At 59.2% G+C, this 19,336-nt stretch carries 30 protein-coding genes; 26 read left to right on the top strand and 4 right to left on the bottom strand.

Translation table 11 applies throughout. The annotated features are described in order from the left end of the window. The first annotated feature begins 88 nt into the window (after positions 1 to 88). From RTS12_RS15050 to RTS12_RS15020, 7 genes are all read left to right on the top strand, one after another. Entirely contained in the window at positions 89 to 418 is a 330-nt protein-coding gene (locus RTS12_RS15050; RefSeq protein ID WP_312529964.1) for a hypothetical protein, read from the top strand. Beyond that, positions 415 to 1,227 carry a DUF1376 domain-containing protein gene (locus RTS12_RS15045; protein WP_312529962.1) on the top strand — a complete coding sequence of 271 codons (813 nt, stop codon included), beginning with the start codon at positions 415 to 417 and terminating at the stop codon, positions 1,225 to 1,227. Before RTS12_RS15050 ends, RTS12_RS15045 begins: the two co-directional genes overlap by 4 nt. Then, positions 1,227 to 1,880, top strand: a complete 654-nt coding sequence (locus tag RTS12_RS15040; RefSeq protein WP_312529960.1) for a hypothetical protein — start codon at positions 1,227 to 1,229, stop codon at positions 1,878 to 1,880. Before RTS12_RS15045 ends, RTS12_RS15040 begins: the two co-directional genes overlap by 1 nt. Continuing rightward, a complete protein-coding gene (locus tag RTS12_RS15035; RefSeq protein ID WP_312529958.1) occupies positions 1,877 to 2,128 on the top strand; it encodes a hypothetical protein in 252 nt (83 codons plus the stop codon). Before RTS12_RS15040 ends, RTS12_RS15035 begins: the two co-directional genes overlap by 4 nt. 597 nt (positions 2,129 to 2,725) lie before the next feature. Further along, positions 2,726 to 2,863: a hypothetical protein gene (locus RTS12_RS15030; RefSeq protein ID WP_312529956.1), complete on the top strand. Its 138-nt coding sequence runs from the start codon at positions 2,726 to 2,728 to the stop codon at positions 2,861 to 2,863. After that, positions 2,863 to 3,459, top strand: coding sequence for a hypothetical protein (locus RTS12_RS15025; protein ID WP_312529954.1), 597 nt, complete (start codon positions 2,863 to 2,865; stop codon positions 3,457 to 3,459). Before RTS12_RS15030 ends, RTS12_RS15025 begins: the two co-directional genes overlap by 1 nt. A 116-nt stretch (positions 3,460 to 3,575) precedes the next feature. After that, on the top strand, positions 3,576 to 4,088 hold the full coding sequence (locus RTS12_RS15020) for a hypothetical protein (protein WP_312529952.1): 513 nt from the start codon (positions 3,576 to 3,578) through the stop codon (positions 4,086 to 4,088). 95 nt (positions 4,089 to 4,183) lie between these two features. Here RTS12_RS15020 and RTS12_RS15015 read toward each other — a convergent pair whose 3' ends face one another. Together RTS12_RS15015 and RTS12_RS15010 are read right to left on the bottom strand one after the other, a co-directional pair. After that, positions 4,184 to 4,312 carry a hypothetical protein gene (locus RTS12_RS15015; protein WP_312529950.1) on the bottom strand — a complete coding sequence of 43 codons (129 nt, stop codon included), beginning with the start codon at positions 4,310 to 4,312 and terminating at the stop codon, positions 4,184 to 4,186. Between the two features lie 407 nt (positions 4,313 to 4,719). Then, entirely contained in the window at positions 4,720 to 5,406 is a 687-nt protein-coding gene (locus RTS12_RS15010; RefSeq protein WP_312529947.1) for an HNH endonuclease signature motif containing protein, read from the bottom strand. Between the two features lie 70 nt (positions 5,407 to 5,476). On the opposite strand from RTS12_RS15010, the gene RTS12_RS15005 reads away from it, so the two are divergent. From RTS12_RS15005 to RTS12_RS14960, 10 genes are all read left to right on the top strand, one after another. Further along, positions 5,477 to 5,797: an HNH endonuclease gene (locus RTS12_RS15005; protein WP_312529945.1), complete on the top strand. Its 321-nt coding sequence runs from the start codon at positions 5,477 to 5,479 to the stop codon at positions 5,795 to 5,797. A gap of 100 nt (positions 5,798 to 5,897) precedes the next feature. Beyond that, positions 5,898 to 6,299: a hypothetical protein gene (locus tag RTS12_RS15000; protein WP_312529943.1), complete on the top strand. Its 402-nt coding sequence runs from the start codon at positions 5,898 to 5,900 to the stop codon at positions 6,297 to 6,299. Next, complete coding sequence (locus tag RTS12_RS14995; RefSeq protein WP_312529941.1) at positions 6,296 to 7,990, top strand: terminase TerL endonuclease subunit; 1,695 nt, start codon at positions 6,296 to 6,298, stop codon at positions 7,988 to 7,990. The genes RTS12_RS15000 and RTS12_RS14995 overlap by 4 nt, the downstream gene beginning before the upstream one ends. Then, entirely contained in the window at positions 7,990 to 9,225 is a 1,236-nt protein-coding gene (locus RTS12_RS14990) for a phage portal protein (RefSeq protein ID WP_312529940.1), read from the top strand. Before RTS12_RS14995 ends, RTS12_RS14990 begins: the two co-directional genes overlap by 1 nt. Then, on the top strand, positions 9,206 to 9,895 hold the full coding sequence (locus tag RTS12_RS14985; RefSeq protein WP_312529939.1) for an HK97 family phage prohead protease: 690 nt from the start codon (positions 9,206 to 9,208) through the stop codon (positions 9,893 to 9,895). The genes RTS12_RS14990 and RTS12_RS14985 overlap by 20 nt, the downstream gene beginning before the upstream one ends. 25 nt (positions 9,896 to 9,920) lie before the next feature. Continuing rightward, complete coding sequence (locus RTS12_RS14980; protein WP_312529938.1) at positions 9,921 to 11,120, top strand: phage major capsid protein; 1,200 nt, start codon at positions 9,921 to 9,923, stop codon at positions 11,118 to 11,120. 62 nt (positions 11,121 to 11,182) lie between these two features. Continuing rightward, positions 11,183 to 11,377 carry a hypothetical protein gene (locus RTS12_RS14975; RefSeq protein ID WP_312529937.1) on the top strand — a complete coding sequence of 65 codons (195 nt, stop codon included), beginning with the start codon at positions 11,183 to 11,185 and terminating at the stop codon, positions 11,375 to 11,377. Next, a complete protein-coding gene (locus RTS12_RS14970) occupies positions 11,361 to 11,810 on the top strand; it encodes a head-tail connector protein (protein WP_312529935.1) in 450 nt (149 codons plus the stop codon). Before RTS12_RS14975 ends, RTS12_RS14970 begins: the two co-directional genes overlap by 17 nt. Beyond that, the gene (locus RTS12_RS14965) at positions 11,807 to 12,145 is read left to right on the top strand and encodes a phage head closure protein (protein ID WP_312529933.1); all 339 of its coding nucleotides are present in this window, start codon (positions 11,807 to 11,809) and stop codon (positions 12,143 to 12,145) included. Before RTS12_RS14970 ends, RTS12_RS14965 begins: the two co-directional genes overlap by 4 nt. Then, complete coding sequence (locus tag RTS12_RS14960) at positions 12,132 to 12,509, top strand: DUF3168 domain-containing protein (RefSeq protein WP_312529931.1); 378 nt, start codon at positions 12,132 to 12,134, stop codon at positions 12,507 to 12,509. The genes RTS12_RS14965 and RTS12_RS14960 overlap by 14 nt, the downstream gene beginning before the upstream one ends. Positions 12,510 to 12,605: 96 nt before the next feature. Here RTS12_RS14960 and RTS12_RS14955 read toward each other — a convergent pair whose 3' ends face one another. Then, the gene (locus RTS12_RS14955; protein ID WP_312529929.1) at positions 12,606 to 13,091 is read right to left on the bottom strand and encodes an Arc family DNA-binding protein; all 486 of its coding nucleotides are present in this window, start codon (positions 13,089 to 13,091) and stop codon (positions 12,606 to 12,608) included. A gap of 80 nt (positions 13,092 to 13,171) precedes the next feature. Between RTS12_RS14955 and RTS12_RS14950 the strand changes: the two genes are divergently transcribed. Genes RTS12_RS14950 through RTS12_RS14940 form a run of 3 tightly spaced genes read left to right on the top strand, consistent with a single transcriptional unit; the run spans position 13,172 to position 14,461 of the window. Beyond that, complete coding sequence (locus tag RTS12_RS14950) at positions 13,172 to 13,327, top strand: Arc family DNA-binding protein (protein WP_312529928.1); 156 nt, start codon at positions 13,172 to 13,174, stop codon at positions 13,325 to 13,327. Next, a complete protein-coding gene (locus RTS12_RS14945) occupies positions 13,314 to 14,090 on the top strand; it encodes a Rha family transcriptional regulator (protein WP_312529927.1) in 777 nt (258 codons plus the stop codon). Before RTS12_RS14950 ends, RTS12_RS14945 begins: the two co-directional genes overlap by 14 nt. Then, positions 14,087 to 14,461, top strand: coding sequence for a hypothetical protein (locus tag RTS12_RS14940; protein ID WP_312529925.1), 375 nt, complete (start codon positions 14,087 to 14,089; stop codon positions 14,459 to 14,461). The genes RTS12_RS14945 and RTS12_RS14940 overlap by 4 nt, the downstream gene beginning before the upstream one ends. 48 nt (positions 14,462 to 14,509) lie before the next feature. Here the strand turns inward: RTS12_RS14940 and RTS12_RS14935 are convergent, their stop codons facing one another. Beyond that, entirely contained in the window at positions 14,510 to 14,779 is a 270-nt protein-coding gene (locus tag RTS12_RS14935; protein WP_312529923.1) for a hypothetical protein, read from the bottom strand. Positions 14,780 to 14,803: 24 nt separating this feature from the next. On the opposite strand from RTS12_RS14935, the gene RTS12_RS14930 reads away from it, so the two are divergent. Genes RTS12_RS14930 through RTS12_RS14905 form a run of 6 tightly spaced genes read left to right on the top strand, consistent with a single transcriptional unit; the run spans position 14,804 to position 19,302 of the window. Then, positions 14,804 to 15,250 (top strand): HK97-gp10 family putative phage morphogenesis protein, encoded by a 447-nt coding sequence (locus tag RTS12_RS14930; protein ID WP_312529921.1) that lies wholly within the window; start codon positions 14,804 to 14,806, stop codon positions 15,248 to 15,250. Continuing rightward, entirely contained in the window at positions 15,243 to 15,440 is a 198-nt protein-coding gene (locus tag RTS12_RS14925; protein WP_312529920.1) for a hypothetical protein, read from the top strand. Before RTS12_RS14930 ends, RTS12_RS14925 begins: the two co-directional genes overlap by 8 nt. Before the next feature lies 1 nt (position 15,441). Further along, positions 15,442 to 15,900: a phage tail tube protein gene (locus RTS12_RS14920; RefSeq protein ID WP_312529918.1), complete on the top strand. Its 459-nt coding sequence runs from the start codon at positions 15,442 to 15,444 to the stop codon at positions 15,898 to 15,900. Beyond that, on the top strand, positions 15,900 to 16,289 hold the full coding sequence (locus RTS12_RS14915) for a gene transfer agent family protein (RefSeq protein ID WP_312529916.1): 390 nt from the start codon (positions 15,900 to 15,902) through the stop codon (positions 16,287 to 16,289). The genes RTS12_RS14920 and RTS12_RS14915 overlap by 1 nt, the downstream gene beginning before the upstream one ends. An 8-nt stretch (positions 16,290 to 16,297) precedes the next feature. Next, on the top strand, positions 16,298 to 16,453 hold the full coding sequence (locus RTS12_RS14910; protein WP_312529914.1) for a hypothetical protein: 156 nt from the start codon (positions 16,298 to 16,300) through the stop codon (positions 16,451 to 16,453). Next, positions 16,453 to 19,302, top strand: coding sequence for a hypothetical protein (locus RTS12_RS14905; protein WP_312529911.1), 2,850 nt, complete (start codon positions 16,453 to 16,455; stop codon positions 19,300 to 19,302). The genes RTS12_RS14910 and RTS12_RS14905 overlap by 1 nt, the downstream gene beginning before the upstream one ends. Positions 19,303 to 19,336: the final 34 nt, after the last annotated feature.

The following is a 19,336-nucleotide window of genomic DNA, read 5'->3' as shown; positions in this document are numbered from 1 at the left end:
CGATCCGTCTCTGCAACCGCAACAAGGAAGCGACGGCCCGTTATTTGGCGGTCCACGCGATCCTGTTCAGGGGCCGTGAGGTGGGAAGATGAGACGCGCTGCTGCGGTTGATGCAAACCAGTCCGAAATTGTGGGCGCTCTTCGGGGCGTTGGTGCAAGTGTCGAATTGCTCCATGCGGTAGGGCAGGGCTGCCCCGACATTGCCGTGGGCTTTCGAGGCCGCAACTGGTTCATCGAAATCAAGGACGGAACCAAGCCCCCCTCAGCGCGAAAGCTGACAGAGGCACAGGTGAAATGGCACGGCGAATGGCGCGGCCAGGTCGATGTGGCACACACTGTCGATCACGCGCTTCAGATCATCGGTGTTCAGAGCTATCGCGACCTGCGCGACCGGATCGCTGAGGAAGGCGCCGAATGAGCTTCAACCCTCAAGCAGCCCGAGCTAAGCGCCCGTGCCCGATCTGGGTAGACGCCTTCCAGCGTGACACCCAGCACCTCGAAGCCGACGAGATCGGCGCGTATTTCCTGATTCTCATGGCTATGTGGACTCGGGAAAGTTGCGACTTCCCCGACGATGACAGCCGCTTGGCGCGCGTCAGCCGCGTCTCCACTCGGCTTTGGAAATCTCGGGTTGGCCCGGTGATCCGGGAGTTTCTTAGCGCATCCAATGGAGCTGTGTTTTCGAAGCGCTTACGGGAAGAAGCCGCTTACGTTGAACGGCAGGTTAAGCAACAGTCTGACCGAAAAACGGGCGAAAAGTCTGGCAACTCATTGAAATATATAGATGCTGCATCATCCGCGGATAGTTCCACGGATGAACCGCGGGACTATCCTTCCCAACAACCCAACAACCTACAAGATATACCAGAAGCTAACGCTTCTGGACGCGATGCGTCGATTTCGCCGCCTGCGGATGATCATGATTTTCAAAAGCCGAGTGACGATTTCGCCAAGGACCTGTTCGACCGAACGGTGACGTTTCTCGGCCGTCACGGCATCGAGGAAAGGCAGGCCCGGTCAATTCTCGGCAAATGGCGCAAGACCAGTGATGACGCCGTGATTTTCGAAGCCTGCATGGCCTGCTCCAAAGCCGGAGCAGTGGACCCGATCCCGTGGATCACGGCCCGTCTAAGTCCGAAATCAGCCCCAACCCCCGCCATTACCGACAACGTGATGCGCCTGCTCAACGAGCAGCTCGGCATCTCCGATGAGAGAAAGGTTTCCTGATGAGCGCCTTGCACAAAGCGGATATTGCCCGCCGCCTGAATGACTACCTCTCACGCCGCCAGCCCCCGAAAAGCTTTGGCTCCGATGATCGTCGGAAGGCCGAGCAAATGGCAGCATATGTCTCGATCATCACACGCTTTGCGCCGTCAGGCGACCGGCTGGACGAGTGGTGGGGCAAGATGCTCGAATCCCTGTCGGAAAGCTCTGACACTTGGGCGTGGCCGTCCGAGGGGGATCTGGTCAAGGCCAGCAAGGCTGTCTCGAAGGTGCTGAAAGTCGCTTCGGCGGATGGCTGGGCCGTGGATCCGCTGGCCGTCGCAGAGGCCCGCATTCAGAACGACGAACCGATTGGCGACAACTGGCTCTGGGGCAAGAACGCCCTGCTGCTTATCGCCCGTGTCGGAGTTGACCAGATCATGCGCCGCCGCGACCGCATGGCCGACCATCTGGCCCGGACCTATGGTGACGATGTTGCCCGCGAGGCGCTGCTGGGCCTGCAAGAGCGACACAGCGCAGCGGTCAAAGCGGCAGAGTCCGAACGCCACGCTCGTCACACCGACATTCCTGAGGTGAAGGTAAAGAGCGTTCGCGACTTGCTCGGACCCGGCCCGCAGTACGCCAGCTATCGCCCCGGCATGGAGGCAGCAGAATGACGGGCGAAGCCAAGGTTCAGGAAATTATCGCGGCGTACCGTCAGACGATCAACAGCACTCCGGCGCTTCTGTCGATCCTTTATGACGCAGACCTCTTGCCGGAGCAGTTGGTTTCGGTTCGCAGCGCAATCTCCATGGCGGCAGTCGTTGAGGCATGGGAGGCTGGGCGAGCTTCTGTTGCCACCGACCTCGCCCCCCACACCCTCCGCGAGATCAACGAGGCAGATACAGATAGGGGGCAGGCATGACGCTTATCGCCCCGGCGCATATCAGCGGTCCTTTCCGCGCGTCGACCAAAAACGCCCTGAAGGTCGAGAGAACCGCATGGATCAAAGCCCAGATCCAACATGGTTACTCCAGCGGGCGCATTGCCTCGGCCCTTGGGATTGAAGTCACTGTGGTCCGTGAAATCGCCAAGGGACTAGGCCTCGAGTTTGCGACCCGCAAGCCCACGCTGCTCTTGGCCCCATGGGAGGATCCGGCTCCGTGTGACCGCAGCGAGACGGCCCCGCGGTTTACGCTGATCAGGCCAGCCCCAGAACCTGACCTCATAGCCCCTGTCATAGCCGCGATCCGCGCTGAGCACGCACGTCACATGGGGGCCAAGACATGCCCCGCCCAGCTCTCAAGGCCCCGAAGCGCATCACGGGCCGCATGAACAAGCACACCCCTCAAGCGCTACGAGATGAACGCCAGGCATGGGCGGCCGGGGCAGGGCGTCTTGGCTACACCAGCGCTCAAGTCGGTAACGCTCTAGGCATCGCTCAGCGCAATGCGTGGGCTGTGATGCGAGCAGGCGGTTGGGATGCTTGGGCAGATCTGCGTTCGGCCAGTGGGGGCAAGGCATGACCCGCAAACGCCCGAAACCGAAAGAACGACTCTCCCGCATCGAGGCCAACCGCAAAGAGCGCAAGGACCGCCGCAAGCAGCTAGAGCGCATGGTCCGCGAACACAACAAGGGCAACCGGGAGACGGAAGAATAATGGCCAGCAAAGCCGCAAAGCTGCGCGCGAGACGCAACCGAGGGACAGTCGCATCAATGACCAAAGCATGGGAGAAGGAAACGCCTAACCCAGAACGTGAGCAAGATCCGCGCATCGTCGTGCTATCCGCTCGCGCCCGCCACATGGCGCGCCCTATTGGTGAAATTGATCACCAGATCTGGGGGGAACCAGCCGGTCAGGCAATCGCAATTGGCTCGGTCGATAAGGCCGAGGCAGATCGCCTATGGGCAGCCTTCAAGAAGGTCGATATGGCCGATGACGCCTACATGCGTCGTATCATTGGCAAGCATCGCTTCCCGAACGTCAGCAAGGCTGAGTTCCTGCCCGAGTCATTCGAGACGAATCCCGATGACGTTCCGGACAATCGCACCGCCGACGAAAAAGACCGTGATGCCGTAAACGGATGGATGCGCATGCAGGGCCTGTTAGGTTGTCTCGCCGGGCATGAACGGCACTCTATCGCAAGCATAATGCGGCGACGCGTCGATCCAGTCAAAGGAGGCCAACTCACGACTGCAGGGCTGGCATTCGTCGCAGCGATAAGAATGCTTGACGAGAGAATGAACAAACGGTAAACATCTAGCAGCGCTACGGTTATGACTGTGGCGCTTTTTCATTCACGAGAAGCTTAGTTGCCAACCTCGAGTGCGGGTGAAACTAGGGGATGATCTGATAAACGGAGCATCCTGATATGAAGCCGATCTTCGCCGCTGCAATTCTTTCATCGCTTGCCATCGCCTCCAGTCCGGTAGGGGCAGCGGAAAGGTTGATCACCCCGGCTAAGCTGCAAAGCTATTCCGAGGGTGGCCAGAGGCTTGTCATGGCGAAAGACCCAGAAAGCGGCCATGTTCTTCGCGCTGGCTGTACGCAAGGTTCGCTCGGTTTCAGCATCACGTATGGCAAGGATGTACCCCGCGGAGGCAATGTTGCTTTTACCTTCCAGACCAAGAGCGGCGACATTGTGGCGACAGGCGTAAGCCTTCCTCAGAAGGGTGTGGCCTCGACGCAGAAAAGCGCCACGAACGACGTACATATTGCCAAGGCGTTTCGTGAGATCGTCAAGCTTGGATCGCGGGAACATATCGTGATGAAGATGAGCCTGATCGACGGGCCCTATCCTGGCGATATTGGATCGGTGATCATCTCGGGGGCAGGCTCAACAAAGGCAATGCGGCCAATTTTGCAGGACTGCGGTATCAACTGAATAACAAGACCGGCCACGCCTCTCAGCGATGCGCACCCACGCCGGTTACTGACGCCCCGTCCGCAGCAATGCAGGCGGGGCTTTCGATTTACCTGTTACTTGCCTTTTGCCTTCAAGGTATCAGCGACGAGGTTCTTCGTGCTGGGGGCGGATGCGTTCGTTTTCGCAACGACCTTCTTTGGCTTCTTCTCGTCGCGCTTTCGCTTATCTAGCCCTTTGGCCATGGTACGCTTCCTTCATGATCTCAGTCAGGATGTGACCGGACTGAGCAGCTTAGTCCTTTCCCCAAGGAAAGATAGCGCCCTATCGGCAAACCCCATCCCCGCCTTCCCGTGAGCGCAGTCACACGCATCGCAAAGCCATGAGCATTATCGCACAGGGCTGCGCTCTCGCGAGGACGGGGTAACTAAAAATTAACCAAAGGTCGGCGATAATCCCTCCATGGATTATTTGGCTTTAAGTAAACTTCAACCGAAGGCTAGCCGATACGGCAGGTTCACGTTGCTCCAGTGGCCAGACCAGGCATTCGGCGCCTGGGTTGGCCCTGGCGGAGAGATAGCCCAGTACTCTGGAGGGTGGCCCAGATCGCTGATTGAAGAGGCTATTGCGATCTGGATTAAAAGGCTTGTTATTAGTACCCCCGGGCCTGGATCCGAGCAAGAAGCCGGATCTTAACGTCACCGGCGTCATGGCTATGATGCGCAGCCCTGTGGCAGTTTGGGCATAACGCAACCACGTTGTCTGCGTCATCAAGGCCGCCATTCCGCAGGAACTCGACATGATGGACTTCTAGAAACGGCAAGCCTTGCCGGTCTAGAAATGGTGCTTGTTCTTGGCATCTTTCACAAATGCCGAGGGACTGAGAAAGCGCCCAAGCAACTACGTCAGCGCTCCGCGCGAAGGCCGAAACATCACGTTGAACCCTTACTGGGACTCCGTGCCGTGGCTTTGTTACAGGGCCACGCTCAATGATCTTGGCGGCTTGTATCCTGAGGGCCTCTTCGCCGCCGTCCTCGACGGCCATGCGATCCAATATCTGAGTGAGCCGTCGGCTCACATTCGTTCCAATATTGGCTAACCCATTGTGACCGGCAAGTACCCGCTCCCCGCGCTCCTCGAAGAACGCCGTAAGATTTGACATGCGCCTTGCGATAGAACCCTCAGATCTACCCGCGAGGTGGTCGAGCTGGAGCTCTCTATAGATTGCAGATTTGTTAAAACGCTCACCGCGGTCTTGGGCGTCTATCATCGCTAAGTAGGCTTTTACGCAAGCCTCAAGCTCTGCATCGGTCCACAGCTCCTCGGCTACTCTCGCCATAAATCTTCTCCCAAAATATGCCTGTAAATCTCGCCAAAACTCAATTGTATTTGCGTAAACTGGAGTCGATATGTCCAGCAAGCCATGGGCTGAGAAATTCAGTAGGCACGCTAGAGGCTATGGGTCCCTATGGGACAAGCTGCGCAGTCAGATACTCGCTCGCGACAGGTATTTGTGCCAAGCCTGCTTAAGGCAAGGCCGGGTCACAGCGCTATGCGTCAGGCCTCGTGATCATGCGGTTGATCATATCATTCCGAAGGCCCAGGGCGGCACGGACGATGAACGCAATTTACAGAGCCTCTGCGAGCCTTGCCACGCGGCCAAGTCGGATCGCGACGAGGGTAGGCATAGGCTGCGCGTGGTCGGGTTGGACGGGTATCCGGCCCGGTAAGGGAGGGGGAGGTCGGAAGTTCAGGAGCAGTCCTGTCGGGACCGGCGTCCACACTCTCTGCACACATCTGCAATTCAAACAAAGGCGATAGGGCTGACCAATGGCACGACCGAGGACGCCGACGGCGAAAGCGGCGCTCACAGGTGCCGACAAAATCAACCCTGCCCGGTTCAAAGCCCGCAGCGAGCCGAAGAAGTCGGGGCGCGACCTCGGCTCGGCTCCGAGCTACTTGCCGACAAAGGCGAAAAAGGCCTGGGCGACCTTTGCGGACGAGCTTCCGTGGCTGACATATGAGGATCGCGGCGCCGTCGAGATCGTCAGCATCATGCGAGGCCAAATCATGGCGGGCCTTCCGGCTGATACGCCGGCAAGCTTCTTCGGCAACTACCGCATGGCACTTTCCGCACTGGGCGCGACGCCGGTTGACAGGACCAAGGTCTACCAACCGCCCGAGGAACCGGAGGATGACGAGTTCGCCGGATTTAGCAGGGTGGCGAATTGACCTATCTCGAACGGGCGCGGCGATATGCTGACGAGGTTGTCTCTGGGCTGATACCGGCTTGCCGGTTCGTCTATCTGGCCTGCGAACGGCAGTTGAACGACCTGCAGTCCCCGCCTAACGGATATGGATTTGACGAGGCGCGCGCGTCTGAGGTCTGCCGCTTCACCGAGCTTTGCCCGCACATCAAGGGGCCGCTGGCATCGCGCGGAGAACTGATCGCGCTGGCCGATTGGCAGGTGTTCATCCTGACGACGGTGTTCGGCTGGGTGGATGCGGAAGGACATCGACGGTTTCGTCGGGTTTACATTGAGGTGCCGCGCGGAAACGGCAAGTCGGCGCTGTCCTCGACGGTCGGTCTGTTCATGCTGTCGTTGGATGGTGAGGCCGGCGCCGAGGTCTATTCGGCGGCGACGACGCGGGATCAGGCGAGGATCGTGTTCCGTGATGCTCAGGCCATGGCGCGCAAGATGCCCGCCTTTACTAAGCGGTTCGGGATCGAGGTGACGGCACAGGCGATTGTGCAGCTGAGGTCGTCATCCAGCTTCAAGGCTCTGTCGGCGGATGGTCACACGCTGGACGGCCTGAATATCCACCTGGCTGTGGTGGACGAGCTGCACGCGCATAAGACTCGGGATGTCTATGACGTGCTCGAGACAGGTCTAGGCAAGCGCCCGCAATCGCTGCTCTGGCTGATCACGACAGCGGGCGTCAACAAACATGGCATCTGCTACGAGGTCAGGGACTTCGCGGCAAAGGTGCTGACGGGCACGGTGTTGGGTGAGGCGGCGGACGCGTTGTTCGCCATCATCTACACGATTGACGAGGCCGACGACCCTTTCAGCGAGGAAGCGCTGGCGAAAGCGAATCCGAATTGGGGGATTTCCGTCGACCCGAAGATGGTCATGCAGACCATGCAGAAGGCGCAGCAGCAGACGACGGCGCGGGCCAACTATCTGACCAAGCACCTCAACGTGTGGGTCGATGCCAATTCCGCACTCTACGACACGGAATGGTGGAGGAAATGCGAGGATAAATCGCTCAATGAGGCCGATTTCGCGGACGATGAGTGCGTGATCGGTCTGGATCTGGCGTCCAAGATCGACATTGCCGCGCGGGTGAACCTGTATCGGCGCGAGGTCGCCGGGAAGCAGCATTTCTATGTGTTCCCACGCTTTTACCTGCCGCAGGCCGCTATCGAAGAGGACCGGCACCCGATGTACCGGGGCTGGGAAATGCAGGGCGATATCCACGCCACCCCCGGCGAAACGACCGATTTCGGCGTGATCGAGGATGATATCAAGGCGGAAGGCCCCGGGTTGGAGCTGAAAGCCGTGGCAACCGACCCATGGCAGGCACAGGCGCTCATTCAGGCTTTACAGCGTGACGGGATGCCGGCCGAGGAATACCGGCAGACGGTTCAGAACATGTCCGAAGCGACGAAGACACTCGACGCCCTCATGCGAGAGGGCCGCATCCATCACCCCGGCAATGCGGTGCTGAACTGGATGATCGGCAACGTGGTCGGGCACTACGACAACAAGGAAAACGTCTATCCCCGCAAGGAGATGAAGGCGAACAAAATTGACGGCGCAGTAGCGCTGATCATGGCGCTCGGCTGGTTCCTGAAGGCCGAGCATGACGGGCAAGGGGCGAACATGAACAGCTATTTCGCCTCTCTGGGGGATGCATGATGGGTCTGGTTTCGTGGCTCAAGGGCGCAACCGGCCTGCAAACGAAGGCTGATATCGTCCAGCCGGTGTCGCTTGTGAATGATACTGGCTGGTATGGGCCGATTCCTGACGCTGGCGAGGTCGTGACGGAGCATAGCTCTATGGCCGTGTCGGCGGTCTGGGCCTGCGCCAATCTGATTTCAGGGACAATTTCCAGCCTACCGTTTGTGATCCACCGGGCGAGGCCTGACGGCTATAGCGAGCCGTATCGGACGCACCCGCTCTATCGCGTTTTGCACGACAGTCCGAACTTCGATCAGACGGCCGTCGATTTCTGGGACTACATGTCCTTGTCGCTGGATCTGTTTGGCAATGCTTATGCCGACATCATCCGCAACAGCCAGGGCGGCGTGATCGCGCTGCGTCCGGTTAAGCCTGATTCCGTGTCTGTCACGCGGACGGAGCAAGGTCCGCTGCGCTATCGCTGGTCGAAGGATGGTCGGTATTATGACCGTTTGGACCGCAACGTTCTGCATATTCGCGGCCCCGGCGGCGACCCGCTCGGAGGCATGTCAGTCCTGACGTTCGGTCGGCAGTCGTTTTCCTCGGCTATGGCTGCGGATCGCGCGGCGGCTGGAATGTTCCGCAATGGCATGAGGCCAAGCGGAATCCTTTCGTTCGATGAATGGCTTTCGCCCGAAAACCGGAAGATCGCCCGCGAGGCTCTGGCGAATGAATATACCGGCGCGGTCAATGCTGGGCGGCCATTCATCGCTGAAGGTGGGATGAAGTATCAGCATCTCAGCATCACGCCGGAAGATGCCCAGATGCTTGAGACGCGGGCTTTCAGCGTCGAGGAAATCTGCCGGTTCTTCGGCGTGCCGCCAGTGATGATCGGCCACACGAGCAAGACGACAAGCTGGCCGACCGGCGTCGAGCAGCAAGTCCTGATGTTCCAGAAGTTCACTCTGCGCCGCCGCATAAAACGTATCGAGCAGGCTGTGATGATGCAGCTTCTGAGCGCCGAGGACCGGGCCGCTGGCGTGTCTGTCGAGTTCAACCTTGAAGGGCTGCTGCGCGGTGACAGCGCAGCTCGCGCGTCTTTCTACCGGACTATGACCCAGATCGGCGGCATGACCATCAACGAGGTGCGCCGTCTGGAAAACCTGCCGCCGGTTGCGGGAGGCGATGAAGTTCGCATGCAAATGCAAAATCAGCCCATTACGGAGGCAGGCAATGCTGACAAAGCAGTCTAGCCCAGTCCTGTCCATCAATGAGATGGACGATGCGACGGGCGAATTTGAGGGATACGGCAGCACCTTTCTTGGTGAGCCGGACTCGGTCGGCGATATCGTGATGCCGGGTGCATATGCGGACAGCCTCAAGGAGCATGCGGCCCGAGGCTCGATGCCAAAGATGTTCTGGCAGCACGATCCGCATCAGCCGATCGGCAAGTGGCTTGACGCCAAAGAGGACGATAAGGGGCTTGTCATGCGGGGCCGCCTGAATATGGGCGTCCAGCGCGGCAAAGAGGCCTATGAGCTTCTGAAGGCCGGGGATATCGACGGCCTCTCCATTGGCTACCGCATCCGCAAGCACACCGAGGACAAGGACCGTGGCGTTTGGTTGCTCGAAAAGCTGGATCTCTTTGAGGTTTCCGTCGTCTCTATTGGCGCGAACCGCAATGCGACCATCGACACGGCCAGCGTGAAGGCTGAACGCCTCGCGGCAGAATTGATTGACCGCTTGAAGGCCGGGGATCGGCTGACCGAGCGTGAGTTTGAACAGATGCTCAAGGGGAGCTTGGGGCTGTCGAACTCTCAGGCGGAGCGCGCCGTGCGTCTTCACCTGAAAGGGCAGGGGGAACCTGCTGACACGGCGAGTGGCGCGGATTTCGCGTCCGCGTTTGCAGCCCTGATGGGCTGATCCACCCGACAAAACGGAGGTTCCCATGTCGGACCAAATGAAATCGGCTGCTGAGCTTGCAGTTGAAACGAAGGCGGCTGTCGATAAGGCTGTCGAGAGCGTGAAGGCCATTGCCGAGGAAGCCCTCGGGAAAGCCAATGCTGGTGAAAAGCTGGCCGAAGGCGTCAAAGAGAAAGCCGACGAGGCACTTCTCAATGTGAACAGCCTGCGCGCCAAGCTTGATGAGATCGAGCAGAAGGCCGCCCGCGAAGGGGCGGCGCCGGAGACTGAAAAGTCGTTCGGTGAGCGGTTCGTTGAAGATGAGCGCGTCAAGGCGTTCCTCAGCAACGAGCAGACTTCGGGCCGGGTTGATGCACGGTTCAAGGCGACCATTTCCTCGGCCACGACTGCCGCCGCCGGTTCCGCTGGTGCTGGCGTCCAGACCACGCGCCTGCCAGGCATCCTTGAACTTCCCCAGCGCCGCATGACCGTGCGCGATCTGCTGTCGCAGGGCCGCATGGATGGCAGCACGCTCGAATATGTCCGTGAGCGCGGGTTCACGAACAGCGCCGCGCCGGTCGCGGAACTTGCGGGCAAGCCTGAGTCGGACCTGCGCTTCGATCTGGTCAACACCTCGGCCAAGGTCATCGCGCACTGGATGAAGGCCTCGCGCCAGATCCTTTCTGACTTCGCGCAGCTTCGCTCGGTCATCGACCAGCGCCTGATGTACGGCCTCGCCTATGCCGAGGAAAACCAGCTTCTGAACGGTGACGGCACCGGCCAGAACCTGAACGGCATCATTCCGCAGGCGACCGCATTCGCGGCCCCGATCACCGTCACCACGCCGACCGAGATCGACAACCTGCGCCTTGCCATGCTGCAAGCAGAGCTGGCGCTGTTCCCCTCGACCGGGGTCGTGCTGAACCCGAAAGACTGGGCGCGCGTAGAGCTCGAGAAGGACACGACCGGGCGTTACATCATCGGCAACCCGCAAGGGACCATCGCGCCGACGATCTGGGGCCTGCCAGTTGTGACGACTCAGGCGATTGCCGAGGACAAGTTCCTGACCGGCGCGTTCAAACTCGGCGCTCAGGTCTTTGACCGTTGGGACGCTCGGGTTGAGGTCGGATATGTGAACGATGACTTCACGAAGAACCTCGTCACCATCCTGGCAGAGGAACGTCTTGCCCTTGCCGTCTATCGCCCGGAGAGCTTCATCTACGGCGATTTCGGCAACATCACCTGATCGGTTTAGGAAGGAGGGCTGGGAAACTGGCCCTCTCTGTAAGCCGATTGGAGGGCTCTGCCATGAAATACGACGTTTTGCGCCAGCACTTTGGCGATAAGGCCTATGCGGCAGGGGATATCCGCGAGGCCGATGCAAACGAGGTCGCGCATCTTGTCCGGGCGGGCGTTCTGGCCGTGAAAGCCGAGCCCCGCGTTGAGAACAAGGCGGAACCGGCTCTCAGGGACAAGGCAAAGCGCAATGCTGAAAAGGATTGAGCTTGTCGAAGGCCCGCAAGAGTTGGCCGTGCCTCTGGCGGCAGTAAAGACGCACCTTCGGGTCGATCATGACGACGAGGACGGCCTGATTGCGGCCTATCTGGACGCTGCGACATCCCATCTCGACGGGTTGAACGGGACGCTTGGCATCGCGCTATCGCCGCAGACGTGGCGCGCGGTGTTTTCGCCCGGTTCCGACATAACTTGCCTGCCGCTGGGGCCGGTTATTTCCCGCTCTGAGCCGGTCACGTCAGGTGATGAAGTGTCGGTGGAGTTCGTCGCTGGCTTCTCCGGTGGTGTCCCGCAGCCGATCCAGGCCGCGATCATGCTGCACGTCGGCACGCTTTATCAGAACCGCGAGCAGGAGGCGGATAAATGGCAGCCGACGCGGGCATATGAAGCACTGCTAGCGCCGTGGAGGCGCTGGACATGAGGGCAGGCGATCTGACCAAACGCGCCACCTTCCAACGGCCACACAAGGAAAAGGACGCCGACGGTAAGGTCATCCATACCTACCCCGAAGCTTTCACGGCTTGGGTCAATCTCAAGCCGCTGCGCGGTGGGGAAAGCGTTATGGCATCGCGGATGCAATCACGGTCGCCCGCGATCGTGACCTTCCGCAGCTCGACGCAGGCGCGCGCGGTCACCTCCGAATGGCGGGTGGTGATCGACGGGCGGATCTACGAGTCCAAAGAGGATCCGCGCGAGACGCAGGATCGGGCTCTGTTCGAGATGCTGGTCGAGGGTGGTGGCAATGCGGGCAGGTAGAGCGATCCGTCAGGCGGTCATTGCGCGCCTCGAGGCTGAGGTTCCGGCACTGACCGGCGTCTATGACAAGGCCACCGAAAGCGAAGCCTATCCCTATGTCTCGCTCGGGCCGAGCTATTGGAACGATGAGAGCGTCGAGTGCATCGAGGCCCGCAGCTATACGCTTCAGGTCGACGTTTGGTGCACTGACGGCAAGGGGGCGGCCGAGGACGTCGTGGACGATGTCTCGACCGCGCTCAACGGCTGGATGGATCAGGACGCGGTGACGGCGCATCCCGCACGCGTCACGCTAGTGCGCGTGATGGATGATCCATCAGGCTGTGTGCATGGGGTGGTTCAGGTCGAGGTCGACGTGGAGGGTTAAGATAGCGCCATCGCGAACAGGATCGGCACCATCGGCGCGAGCGGGGGAAAGGCGAATAGGAGGAGCGATAGTTCCATGATGGCCTCCGGTGGGGGGCTAGTCAGGCTTCGGTCTGTTGCGGGTTCTCACCCTTGTACTGGTTGCCTCAGCCTTCGGTGCAAGGTTCGGCTTGCTGTTTATGCCTCTGAATTGTGTTGGCGTATTGGCTCTCAGTTTGAGCAGATATTCTTCAATTTGACCGAACAATTGGTTGTCCGGCATCCTCCCCTTTGGGCCACCGTCCTCTTGTCGATCGGCAAGGCCATGCAACAAGGCATCAATTGCGGTGGTGCGAGCTTCTTTCCATGCAGAAAGCTGCGCTTCGGGATCTTCGATGAGGCTAATTTCATCGATAATTTCCCTTAAGGCTGCGGCAAGCTCCTGAGAGGGTCTTGGGGCAGGATACTTTTCCTCCAGCGTGGCCACGATTTCAGCGTTCATGCTGCGGTTGTTTGCCTCGGCAGCAGCCTTCACCCGAGCTTTGAGGTCGGGGGGCATCCTAAGGCCATACGGCGGTTCTTGCTTGGGGGCAGAATCAGTCATGACTTCTATTTGTAGAAAGACCGATTGACAGGCAATGCCTTCTATTAGTAGATAGCTTCTATTAGAAGAAGGGAGCGAACGTGAAGAGACCCCAAGAACCGCCATTCGGCCTGCGCTTGCCGCCCGACTTGAAGATGTGGGTGAAGATGAAGGCCAAGATCGAGGACCGTTCGATGAACAACTTGCTCATCACCCTGATCCGGCAGGCGATGGAGCGAGAAGATGCCAAAGCCTAAAACGAAAAAGGCCACCGGGGCTGCAACCCCAATGGCCTTGAATGAAACCCTAGCAAAAGGTTCAGTCATGAACATGATATCATTCGGCGGGAATTTCAATAGCCCCGTTACCATGTCCTCACGCGACATCGCCGCGCTGTGCAAAAAACTGCACAAGCACGTCCTGCGCGACATCGAGAATATGATGGAACAGATCAACGGGTCCAAACTTGGGCTGGTTGACTTGGAAGCGCAGTATCAGGACGCGAAGGGGGAGTGGCGCAAGGAATACTGCCTTCCCGAGGATCTGGTCGTCACGCTGATCACCGGCTATCGCGCCGACTTGCGCTACAAAGTGGTCAAGGAGCTGGAGCGCATGCGGAAGGATCGCGCAGCGGGTGCTTTGCCGGATTTTTCCAACCCTGTCGCTGCCGCCCGCGCTTGGGCTGATGCACAAGAGGCTCGGATGATCGCGGAGCAGACTAAAGCGGAGATCGGTTCTCGGCGCGAGGCAACGGCGATGAACACGGCCAGCCAAGCAGTGAAGAAGGTAAAACGACTTGAGAAGGAACTTGACCGCTCGCTGCAATACGCCACGGTCAAGCGCATGGAGGGGGTCTACAGGGGCAAAGGCTTCAACTGGCGGCACCTCAAGAAGGCCGCAGAAGAAATGGGCCTGCCTTCCATCGACATCTTCGATGCAAATTACGGTTCGGTTAAAGCCTACCATGCTGACGTTTGGCGCAAGGTTTATGCGGTCGATGTTCGTGGGGTGCTGCAATGAACCGCCGGTCGCTGCTCTCTCTTGCCCCAGCCTTGCCCGTCGTTTTCGCGTTTGCTGCGATTCCTGTAAGTGCCCAGCAACTGACCGACCCGATGGTCGAAATATGCAAAAGGTTCACCGACGTTTTCCGCCAATGGATAGCTGCCGAGGGTCAGCGCGACGAGCATAACCTACAGCTGCTTAAGGACGATATTTCTCGAACAATTCGCGATACACCGATCACTACTGCGGCTGGGTTCGGAGCTTTCGTTGAATTTGTCGCTATGGATAATTTCATGGGTGACCCGAGCGACGAGTGGCCGGACCTCCGTCGATGGCAGTGGCTCAAGATAAAAGAGTGGGCCGAAGCCAGCGCGCTCGTCGCGGCATAAAAAGGAAACGCCCCGACGACAGGGGGCGTTTTCTAACCTGCAAAAAATTTACTTATCAAGGCAGAGGAATAGGTCTTCTGCTTCGTAGTCCGCAACCATGCGAGTTGATGCTGGTTCGGCTCTCTTTTTGCCGCCGGCTTGGCAAATCCGGTTAGCTTCTGCCAACGTTTTTGATTTTGCTACTTCCTCGTTGTCAGAGGAAAGCGTATGGCGGCGAATTTTCACGCTCGCCCCGTTGAATTCGCTAACAACAGGAGTAACGGGAACGCAAGCGGTCAAAGCAATAAGTCCGAGGCTTATAGCAACTAGTTTCTTCAAATCGATTCTCCTCACGGGTGTGTGATGGCTCAGCTTAACCCCCGCATCGTCGCAAAACTCAAGCAAATTCCTGCCGTTGCGGTCGATGCGGCGCGTGACGCGATGGAAGAGGGCGCGGAAGACATCTGCGAATACATGCGCAACCTGATCCGGGCCAACTTCCGGCAGGGTGATGGAGATCTGTTGCGATCGGTCGGCTGGACCTGGGGCGATGTGCCTCCGGGGGCCTTCATGATCGATGAAATCCGCAGCGGGAAAAATCAGGGCGATCAATACGCCACGCTGCGCATCAAGATCTACGCGGGCAGTCGTGATGCCTTTTACGCCCGGTTCCATGAATTCGGAACCAAGGACGGTTTGCCCGCGCGCCCCTTCTTCTTCCCGTCGTGGAAGGCCAAAAAATCAGACTTCCGCAAGAAGATCCGTGACCGCGTGCGCGCGGCAATCAGAGAGGCATGGCGACATGGCTAAGGCCATTTTCCATCGGCGCTTCAATGCGACCGATCCCAAGAAGGGCATCTCCATTCGTGTTGATGCCTCGGCAGAGCCGCAGACGTTGCCCGAATGGGTGATCGCAAAAGCGGAGGAAGCCGGCGCGGCGACGCGCCAGATCCCTAAACCCAAAGCCCCGGCGGCGACCGGGACCAGCAAGGATAGTTAATATGGCAAAACCGGCTCTTCATTACCGCGGCGATATGATCGTCATGGTGGCCTGGGAAACGGCGACCCCCTTGGTCTTTACCAATTTCTGCGGGGCTAATGGCGCGCAGTTGACCTTCGACAACGAGGTGACGGAAACCCGCGTCTCAGATTGCGATGACTGGACACTTCCGGTGGAAACCATCGCTGCCTATGGCGCGCAGACGGTAAACATGACCGTGAATGCCCAGCTTGCGCGCTCGAACCGAGACAAGCTGCTGCGTTGGGCTAAGGATCAGCTCGCGCTACCGATCCGCCTACACATCGTCGATGCCGAAACCGGCGAGGTCGAATATATCGATGGCATTGGCATGCTGCCCAGTCTCAACCTCGATGGCATCGCCAATGATACTGGCGCCGTCATTACCACTGCGCTCAACATCCGCTTCCAGAATGGTGTCGAATTCACGGAGGCCGCCTGATGCGGCCTTCGGTTGTGGCTTGGCCAGGCGGAGAGCATAGCTTCCGCCTTGGCTTGGTGGAACTGGAATCGATCCAGCAAGAGACCGATTGCGGTCCAGAGTGGCTGCTCCACAAGCTTAATGTCGGACAGTGGCTGGCGTCTGAACTGGTGGCAGTCATCCGGTGGGGCCTGATCGGCGGCGGGATGGCCCCGGTGGATGCGCTGAAGGCGGTCAAGAAGGCCTTCGATTTCCATGATCTGATCAGCTTCAAGGTTCCGGTCCAGACCATTCTGGGAGCTGCGCTTTTTGGCCCGCCGTATGACGCTGTGGGGGAGCCTATTCCGGTGGAGCCGACACCGGAGCAAGAACAAACGGCAAGTGGAAGTTCAGCACCTATTACGGATTAGGGGCTGTGATGGGGTTCTCGCCTGCGCAGGTGGGCGAGATGACCCCGTGGCAATTCATGGCCTGCCTTGACGGCTATGGCCGTGCGAATGGCTGGCAGTCGGGGCCGAAAGGCAATCCGATGAGCGAAAGCCGTCTCAAAGAATTGGGGATCGAGGGCTTCTGATGGCTGATGAACCGGATCTTGTCGTATCCGCAGGTTTTTCCGATGCGCAACTGGTCAAAGAGGCCAACAAGGTTGTCGCATTCTATAAAAAGCGCGGTGAGGAAGCACAAAAGGCCTTTCTCGATGCCCAAGGCAAGGTCACTAATACGCAGGCCGCCAATGCGCATAAGCGTGACATGGACAGGCTGGCGAGTGCCTATGATCCTGCTTATCGCGCGGCCAAGAAGTACGAAAAGTCGGTCGCTGAGCTGAGCCGCGCCTTCAAGGGTGGGGCGCTGGACCAAAAGCAATATATCGCAGCCACCGAACGCGCAGCGCGGCAACTGAAGCAGGCGGGCGAGGTCGGTGAGGAAGCTGGTCGTAAAATGGCCGGCGGCGGCAACAGCATGCAGCAGTTTGGCTGGCAGATCGGCGACTTTGCGGTTCAGGTTGGGGCAGGGACGTCAATTGCGCAGGCCGCCGGTCAGCAGTTGCCCCAGTTGCTCGGTGCCTTTGGTGCTGTTGGCGCCATGGCTGGCGCGGCCACGGCGATTCTGATTCCGCTCGGAGCTGCCCTGCTCAAGGCTGGTGATGCTTCGGCGCAATTCGACGACAAGCTGAAGCTGGTCACCGAAGCGACGGATCTGATGAAAGCTGCTGTGGAGGCTGCGGAAACGCCGATCGCGGTGCTGACAGCCCGCTATGGTGAAGCTGCTGGCGCGGCGCAGGAATTCTTCCGCCAGCAATCGGCTGTTTCTCAGGCTATCGCTGCTGCTGCTTTGGCCGATCTCGGCAAGTCGGTGGGAGGTGTCGGGGGCAAGCTTGGTGATAATAGCCAGGAAGCCGGTTGGTTGCCGTCAATCCTCGGGGCCGTTTCGGGTGTCGAAGTCAAAACAATCAGCGACACGCAGCGCAAGGTGCAGGAGCTGATGAACACCTATCGGGTTGGTCGCTCGGATGCCGAGCGTATGGCGGTCGCGATGCAGGCGGTCATGGATGCGGGGGGTGATGCTGGCGCGGCGCTGACCGCTGCCGAGGGCTTGAATGCCGTTCTGATCGAGGTCGCCGGTGGTGCAGACAAGGTCGGTGCGAAGTTTGGCGGCAAAGACGGGCTTTGGGGTAAGGTTGACGCCTATTTTAAACAGGCAACGGCCCAGTCAGAAGCTCTGCGCTCTGAGCAAGATCGGATCATCGATCAATATCGAACCCATACGGAAAAGCTGAAATCCCTTTCCAACGACCGCAAGGTTGCGGAGGAGGTCTTGAAAGAGGCGCTAATTGCCGGGGCTACTGCGGTCAACGCCAAGGCGGTCGAAGCCGCGCGCCTGGCGCGCGAGCGTCTCAGTCTCATCGATGATGAGATTGTCAAAACCAAGGCTTTGGCTCTGGCCAATGATGAAGTGTTCATTGCCATGCAAAAGCGCATTGCGGCGGGGGCAGGCGGCTTTTTCGACGGTCTGGTTGAGCGCGCGACCGGCACCAGCCTGACGCAATGGGGTAAGGATGGTGCTGCGGCGCAAAAGGGCATTCTTGAGCTGATCGCTCAGCGTGAAAGCGGTGGCGATTACAACGCAACCCTTGATAACGGTCGCTGGACTGGCGGCGCGCGTAATCTGGTCAACATGACCCTGAAGGAAATTCTTGCCCTTCAGTCGAGCATGCGCACGCCGGAGAACCGCGCTCTGTATGGCAATGGGCAAGGGTCTTCTGCGCTGGGTCGTTATCAGATCGTTGGAACGACATTGGAGGGACTGATCAAAGATCTCGGCCTGACCGGCAACGAGCTGTTCTCGCCAGAAATGCAGGACCGGCTTGCAGAGCAGTTGCTTCGCCAGATCAAGCCAGGTGATGTTTCGGGTATCCGTGGCGTGTGGGCGGGGCTGAATAACGTACCGGCTCCTGTGATCCAGCAGGCGTGGGGTCAGCAATCGATCGAACGAGTTGACCCTGAGGTGCAAAAGGAACTCGACAAGGAGATCAAGGACCGGGAACGCCTTGCAGAGCAGGCCAAGAAATACGGCCAGCAACTCCAGCAAAACTTGCTGACCGAGCAAGAGACGGCCAAGCTCGCGGCTGCGCAGGCGAGCCAGATCAGTGCAATCAAGGCGCAGGGCCTAAAGCCGGAAGATGAAGCCCGCGCCATCACCCAGGTGACAGCTGAGATCGAAAAGCAAAAGACTGTCATGATGCTGATGGCCGATGCCAAGCGGCGTAACGTCGATCTCGATGCGATGATGGCGGGCACCACCACGACCTACCGCCAAGCAATCGAGGCCTTGGGCGAAGCCAAGGCGGCGGACATCATCGCCACCAATGATCGGGCACTGGCCGAGGGCAGGGCGGCAGACGCTCAACGGCTTATGGCCGATGCGCAGGCGCAGGTTAAAAATGGTCTGATCGATTCGATCATCGCGGGCGAAAGCTTTGCGGATGTGCTGGGCAATATCGCCCAGATGTTCGCCAAGGCCGCACTTCAGGCGGCGCTCTTCAATGAAGGGCCTTGGGCCAGCGGCGGAGGCGGCAGCGGGATCCTCGGTGGATTGATCAGCAGTGCGTTCGGCGGTTTCCGCGCTAATGGCGGCAGCGTCTCGGCAGGCACAGCTTATGTCGTAGGGGAAAAGCAACCCGAGCTCTTTGTCCCTGGTGTCAGTGGCACAGTGCTGAACGCTGATCAGGTCAATCGGGCCATGGGCAAAGCGGCTGGTAGCGCTGGTTCCATCACCTTCTCTCCCTCGACCAGCATCGTGGTGCAGGGCAATGCCGACGAACGCACTCTGGCCCAACTCCAGCGCGATCTGGACCAACGTGACGCGAAACTCCGGCGGCAAATCCCGGCGATTATGAAACGCTATAACCTGACGGATGGATGATGCAGGCAACTTTCCCACATCTGGCCTTGGCGCA

This window comes from Paracoccus sp. (in: a-proteobacteria), from assembly GCF_032007265.1.
Classification (GTDB): Bacteria; Pseudomonadota; Alphaproteobacteria; order Rhodobacterales; family Rhodobacteraceae; genus Paracoccus.
Note: the sequence above shows the minus strand (reverse complement) of the source record. Positions and strands in the feature narration are given on the sequence as shown.

Coding starts and splice junctions, on each gene's coding strand:
- RTS12_RS15050 (WP_312529964.1), top strand. CDS start 89: ATGAGACGCGCTGCTGCGGTTGATGCAAACCAGTCCGAAATTGTGGGC.
- RTS12_RS15045 (WP_312529962.1), top strand. CDS start 415: ATGAGCTTCAACCCTCAAGCAGCCCGAGCTAAGCGCCCGTGCCCGATC.
- RTS12_RS15040 (WP_312529960.1), top strand. CDS start 1,227: ATGAGCGCCTTGCACAAAGCGGATATTGCCCGCCGCCTGAATGACTAC.
- RTS12_RS15035 (WP_312529958.1), top strand. CDS start 1,877: ATGACGGGCGAAGCCAAGGTTCAGGAAATTATCGCGGCGTACCGTCAG.
- RTS12_RS15030 (WP_312529956.1), top strand. CDS start 2,726: ATGACCCGCAAACGCCCGAAACCGAAAGAACGACTCTCCCGCATCGAG.
- RTS12_RS15025 (WP_312529954.1), top strand. CDS start 2,863: ATGGCCAGCAAAGCCGCAAAGCTGCGCGCGAGACGCAACCGAGGGACA.
- RTS12_RS15020 (WP_312529952.1), top strand. CDS start 3,576: ATGAAGCCGATCTTCGCCGCTGCAATTCTTTCATCGCTTGCCATCGCC.
- RTS12_RS15015 (WP_312529950.1), bottom strand. CDS start 4,312: ATGGCCAAAGGGCTAGATAAGCGAAAGCGCGACGAGAAGAAGCCAAAG.
- RTS12_RS15010 (WP_312529947.1), bottom strand. CDS start 5,406: ATGGCGAGAGTAGCCGAGGAGCTGTGGACCGATGCAGAGCTTGAGGCT.
- RTS12_RS15005 (WP_312529945.1), top strand. CDS start 5,477: ATGTCCAGCAAGCCATGGGCTGAGAAATTCAGTAGGCACGCTAGAGGC.
- RTS12_RS15000 (WP_312529943.1), top strand. CDS start 5,898: ATGGCACGACCGAGGACGCCGACGGCGAAAGCGGCGCTCACAGGTGCC.
- RTS12_RS14990 (WP_312529940.1), top strand. CDS start 7,990: ATGGGTCTGGTTTCGTGGCTCAAGGGCGCAACCGGCCTGCAAACGAAG.
- RTS12_RS14985 (WP_312529939.1), top strand. CDS start 9,206: ATGCTGACAAAGCAGTCTAGCCCAGTCCTGTCCATCAATGAGATGGAC.
- RTS12_RS14980 (WP_312529938.1), top strand. CDS start 9,921: ATGTCGGACCAAATGAAATCGGCTGCTGAGCTTGCAGTTGAAACGAAG.
- RTS12_RS14975 (WP_312529937.1), top strand. CDS start 11,183: ATGAAATACGACGTTTTGCGCCAGCACTTTGGCGATAAGGCCTATGCG.
- RTS12_RS14970 (WP_312529935.1), top strand. CDS start 11,361: ATGCTGAAAAGGATTGAGCTTGTCGAAGGCCCGCAAGAGTTGGCCGTG.
- RTS12_RS14965 (WP_312529933.1), top strand. CDS start 11,807: ATGAGGGCAGGCGATCTGACCAAACGCGCCACCTTCCAACGGCCACAC.
- RTS12_RS14960 (WP_312529931.1), top strand. CDS start 12,132: ATGCGGGCAGGTAGAGCGATCCGTCAGGCGGTCATTGCGCGCCTCGAG.
- RTS12_RS14955 (WP_312529929.1), bottom strand. CDS start 13,091: ATGACTGATTCTGCCCCCAAGCAAGAACCGCCGTATGGCCTTAGGATG.
- RTS12_RS14945 (WP_312529927.1), top strand. CDS start 13,314: ATGCCAAAGCCTAAAACGAAAAAGGCCACCGGGGCTGCAACCCCAATG.
- RTS12_RS14940 (WP_312529925.1), top strand. CDS start 14,087: ATGAACCGCCGGTCGCTGCTCTCTCTTGCCCCAGCCTTGCCCGTCGTT.
- RTS12_RS14930 (WP_312529921.1), top strand. CDS start 14,804: ATGGCTCAGCTTAACCCCCGCATCGTCGCAAAACTCAAGCAAATTCCT.
- RTS12_RS14925 (WP_312529920.1), top strand. CDS start 15,243: ATGGCTAAGGCCATTTTCCATCGGCGCTTCAATGCGACCGATCCCAAG.
- RTS12_RS14920 (WP_312529918.1), top strand. CDS start 15,442: ATGGCAAAACCGGCTCTTCATTACCGCGGCGATATGATCGTCATGGTG.
- RTS12_RS14915 (WP_312529916.1), top strand. CDS start 15,900: ATGCGGCCTTCGGTTGTGGCTTGGCCAGGCGGAGAGCATAGCTTCCGC.
- RTS12_RS14910 (WP_312529914.1), top strand. CDS start 16,298: ATGGGGTTCTCGCCTGCGCAGGTGGGCGAGATGACCCCGTGGCAATTC.
- RTS12_RS14905 (WP_312529911.1), top strand. CDS start 16,453: ATGGCTGATGAACCGGATCTTGTCGTATCCGCAGGTTTTTCCGATGCG.